Annotated in this window: 3 protein-coding genes; all 3 read left to right on the forward strand. The window is 68.5% G+C overall.

What is annotated here, in order from left to right:
- The coding region (locus ACZ67M_RS37735; protein ID WP_467324722.1) for a substrate-binding domain-containing protein at positions 1-165 on the forward strand (165 nt) is incomplete at its 5' end.
- 264 nt (positions 166-429) lie between these two features.
- A complete protein-coding gene (locus tag ACZ67M_RS37740) occupies positions 430-4,719 on the forward strand; it encodes a discoidin domain-containing protein (protein ID WP_469854360.1) in 4,290 nt (1,429 codons plus the stop codon).
- 84 nt (positions 4,720-4,803) lie between these two features.
- The coding region (locus ACZ67M_RS37745; protein WP_469854361.1) for a LacI family DNA-binding transcriptional regulator at positions 4,804-5,150 on the forward strand (347 nt) is incomplete at its 3' end.

A 5,150-nucleotide genomic window follows, 5' to 3' on the forward strand; every position in this document is an offset into this window, starting at 1 on the left:
GAACCACCCCTCACCACCGTCCGCCAACCCATCGAAGCCATGGGACGCGCCGCCGTCGACCTCCTCTGCGCCCAGATCCAAGGCACCGAAGTCCCGCACGGCGAGCTGCTGTTCGAACCGGAACTCGTCGTCCGCGGCTCCACGGCACAGCCGTCAGCGGACTGACCTCAGACCTCGCACCCTCTCCCCGCCCGCAAATTCCTTGCGGGAAATGACAGCGGCTTGCGGTTCTCCGACGGAGCCCGTGAAAGTCGCTGATCCGGGACGTCACGCGGGACTTTCCCGCACCTCACCGCTGCCACTCCGGTCCTCCGTGCGCCGAGTTCGTGCCGCGCATCCTGTAGACGACCCAACAGTTCTCTGCAACTCTCTGAGCGCTCAACGTAAATGACAGAGAACATTCAGGAACGAGGCGGAGATCGGGGACAGATGAGAATCCGGAACTGGAGATCACGTGCTCTGTGCACGGTGGTCGCGACCAGTCTCCTGGCGCTGGGCGGCCCACTGCTGTCGGCCACGGCGGCAGGCGGGCCCAACATCGCCGTGGGGGACGCCACGGCGGCGAGCAGCGCGCACGGCGAGTACGGCGCCGCCAACATCACCGACGGCAACCAGGGTTCGTACTGGCAGAGCGGCGGCGGCAGCCTCCCGCAGTGGGTCCAGACCGACCTCGGCACCACGGAGCGGATCGACGAGGTGGTCCTGAGACTGCCCGCCGGCTGGGAGCGCCGCGACCAGACACTCGCCCTCCAGGGCAGCGCCGACGGTACGAGCTTCAGCACCCTGAAGGGTTCCGCCACCTACCGCTTCGACCCGGGGTCGGGCAACACGGTCACCGTGAGCTTCCCCGCGACCAGGACGCGGTTCGTGCGGGTCGAGATCACGGCGAACACCGGCTGGCAGGCGGCGCAGCTCTCCGAACTGGAGGTGCACGCGGCCGGGGAGGCGTCGACGAACCTCGCCGCGAACCGGACTCTGACGGCGAGCAGTTCCACGGGTACGTACACGGCCGGCAACGGCAACGACGGCAACAAGGCGACCTACTGGGAGAGTGCCAACAACGCGCTGCCGCAGTGGATCCAGGCCGACCTCGGCGCCTCTCGCAGGATCGACCGCGTGGTGCTGCGGCTGCCGGACGGCTGGGGTGCCCGCAGCCAGACCCTGAAGATCCAGGCGAGCGAGAACGGCACGGACTTCAGCGACCTGACCGCCGCCAAGGCGTACAACTTCGACGCGGCGGGCGGCCAGTCGGCGACGGTCGCCTTCGACGCCACGACCGCCCGCCACGTGCGCGTCCTGGTGACCGCGAACACCGGCCAGCCGGCCGCCCAGATCTCCGAGCTGGAGGTCTACGGCCCGGCGAGCGGTGACACCCAGGCCCCGACCACCCCCGCGAACCTCGCCCTGACCGAGCCGGCGACCGGCCAGATCAGGCTGACCTGGAACGCGTCCTCGGACGACACCGCGGTCACGGGGTACGACATCTACGCCAACGGCGACCTTCTGACCTCGGTCGGCGGGAACGTCACCGCGTACACCGACACCCGTCCGGGCGACGCGACGGTCACCTACCACGTGCGGGCCAAGGACGCGGCCGGCAACGTGTCGGGCAACAGCAACACGGTCACCCGGCGCGGCGACAGCGGGGACACGCAGGCGCCGACCGCGCCGTCGAACCTGGCCCTCACCGAGCCCGCCGCCGGTCAGGTGAGGCTGACCTGGAGCGCCTCCACCGACAACAAGGGCGTCACGGGCTACGACATCTACGCCGACAACAAGCTCCGCAAGAGCGTCGCGGGCGACGTCACCACCTACACCGACACGCAGCCCGTCACCGCGAACGTGACCTACTTCGTGCGGGCCAGGGACGCGGCCGGCAACGTGTCGGGCGACAGCAACTCCGTCCTCCGCAACGGCACCAGGGACGGCTCGAACCTGGCCGTCGGCAAGCCCATCAGCGCCTCGTCCGTGATCCACACGTACGTCGCCGAGAACGCCAACGACAACAGCACGTCGACCTACTGGGAGGGGGCGGCGGGCAGCTACCCGAACACGCTGACCGTCAAGCTCGGCGCCAACGCCGACATCAGTGCCGTCGTGGTCAAGCTCAACCCCGACACCAGTTGGTCCAGGCGCACCCAGAACATCCAGGTGCTCGGGCGCGAACAGGCAGCCTCCGGGTTCACCAGCCTGGTGGCCGCGAAGGACTACGTCTTCGACCCGGCGAGCGGCGGCAACAGCGTGACCGTGCCCGTCGACGGCCGGGTCGCCGACGTGCAGCTCAGGTTCACCTCCAACACGGGGGCGACGGCCGGGCAGGTCGCCGAGTTCCAGGTGATCGGAGCCGCCGCGCCCAACCCCGACCTGGAGGTGACGCAGCTGGCCACCTCGCCCGCCTCGCCCGTCGAGTCGGACGAGATCACCGTGTCGGCCACCGTCCGCAACAGCGGCGCCGCGGCCGCTCCGGCCGGCAAGGTCGCCCTGCGGCTGGGTGACACCAAGGTCGCCACCGCCTCCGTGGGCGCGCTCCAGGCGGGTGCGCAGAGCACGGTCAGCGCCTCCATCGGGGCGCGCGACGCCGGCTCGTACGAGCTGAGCGCGGTCGCCGACGAGGCCGGCGAGATCATCGAGCAGAACGAGACCAACAACACCTACACGCGTCCGGAGCCGCTGGTCGTCAAGCCGGTCCAGAGTTCCGACCTGGTCGCCGCGACCGTCACCACCTCCCCCTCCAGCCCGGCCGCCGGAGACGACGTCACGTTCAAGGTCGCGCTGCGCAACCAGGGCACCCAGGACTCGGCGGGCGGAAGCCACGGGGTGACGCTCACCCTGGTGGACTCCGACGGCGCCACCGTCAAGACGCTGACCGGCACGCACTCCGGTGTCATCGCCGCCGGTTCGACGAGTCCCGCGGTGAGCCTCGGTCCGTGGAAGGCGGCCAACGGCTCGTACACGGTGAAGGTGAAGGTGGCCGACGACGCCAACGAACTGCCGGTCAAGCGGGAGAACAACACCTCCACGCAGCCGCTGTTCGTCGGGCGCGGCGCCAACATGCCGTACGACATGTACGAGGCGGAGGACGGCACGGCCGGCGGCGGTGCCACCGTGGCCGGACCGAACCGGACCATCGGCGACATCGCCGGGGAGGCCTCCGGCCGCAAGGCGGTCAAGCTCGACGCGACCGGTGAGTACGTCGAGTTCACCACCCGGGCCGCCACCAACACGCTGGTGACCCGCTTCTCCATCCCGGACGCGCCGGGCGGCGGCGGCATCGACTCCACGCTCAACGTCTACGTCGACGGCGTCATGAAGAAGGCGCTGCCGCTGACCTCGAAGTACGCCTGGCTCTACGGCAACGAGGCCTCGCCGGGCAACTCCCCCGGTGCGGGCGCGCCGCGTCACATCTACGACGAGGCGCACCTGATGCTGGGCGAGACCGTCCCGGCGGGCAGCAGGATCCGGTTGCAGAAGGACGCCGCGAACAACACGGACTACGCGATCGACTTCGTCAACCTGGAGCAGGTCGCCCCGGTGGCCAACCCCGACCCGGCGGCGTACGCGGTGCCGGCCGGGTTCACGCACCAGGACGTGCAGAACGCGCTCGACCGGGTCCGCATGGACACCTCCGGCAAGCTGGTCGGTGTGTACCTGCCGGCCGGGGACTACCAGACGTCGAGCAAGTTCCAGGTGTACGGCAAGGCGGTGAAGGTGGTGGGCGCCGGTCCGTGGTTCACCAAGTTCCATGCGCCCACGACACAGGACAACACCGATGTCGGCTTCCGGGCCGAGGCGAGCGCGAAGGGGTCGTCGTTCGCGAACTTCGCCTACTTCGGCAACTACACCAGCCGCATCGACGGTCCGGGCAAGGTGTTCGACTTCTCCAACGTCTCGGACATCGTGATCGACAACATCTGGAACGAGCACATGGTGTGCCTCTACTGGGGCGCCAACACCGACCGGATCACGATCAAGAACTCCCGGATCCGCAACATGTTCGCCGACGGTGTCAACATGACCAACGGCTCGACCGACAACCTCGTGTCCAACAACGACGCCCGGGCGACCGGTGACGACAGCTTCGCGCTGTTCTCGGCGATCGACGCCGGCGGCGCGGACATGAAGAACAACCTGTACGAGAACCTCTCGACGACGCTGACCTGGCGTGCCGCGGGTCTCGCCGTCTACGGCGGCTACAACAACACCTTCCGCAACATCCACATCGCGGACACCCTGGTCTACTCCGGCATCACGATCAGTTCGCTGGACTTCGGCTACCCGATGAACGGTTTCGGCACCGATCCGACGACCTTCGAGAACATCTCGATCGTCCGGGCCGGCGGCCACTTCTGGGGACAGCAGACCTTCCCCGGCATCTGGGTGTTCTCCGCGTCGAAGGTGTTCCAGGGGATCCGGGTCAACAACGTCGACATCCTCGACCCGACGTACAGCGGCATCATGTTCCAGACGAACTACGTGGGAGGGCAGCCGCAGTTCCCGATCAAGGACACCGTCTTCACCGACGTGTCCGTCACCGGCGCGCGCAAGAGCGGTGACGCGTTCGACGCCAAGTCCGGCTTCGGCCTCTGGGCCAACGAGATGCCCGAGCCGGGGCAGGGCCCCGCGGTCGGCGAGGTCACGTTCAACGGGCTGAGGCTGGAGGGCAACGCCGTGGACGTGCGGAACACGACGTCCACTTTCAAGATCAACCGCAACCCCTAGACCGAGCGGGCCGCACCGGCCCTTGTCGGTCAGAACACCGACTGGCGCAAGCCTCTTGCAGAGACTTGCGCTAGTCTTGCGTTTGTGACGCGACGACTTGCTCAGGTGGCGAAGAAGGTTGGGGTCAGCGAGGCCACGGTCAGCCGAGTACTCAACGGCAAACCGGGGGTTTCCGAGGCGACCCGGAGGTCCGTGCTGAGCGCGTTGGACGTCCTGGGCTACGAGCGGCCCACCCAGCTGCGGGGCGAGAGAGCAAGGCTCGTGGGGCTGGTGCTGCCGGAACTCCAGAACCCGATCTTCCCCGCGTTCGCCGAGGTCATCGGCGGTGCGCTCGCCCAGCAGGGGCTGACGCCGGTGCTGTGCACGCAGACCAAGGGCGGCGTCTCCGAGGCCGACTACGTCGAGCTGCTGCTCCAGCAGCAGGTCTCGGG

This window comes from Streptomyces sp. NPDC107500, from assembly GCF_055582785.1.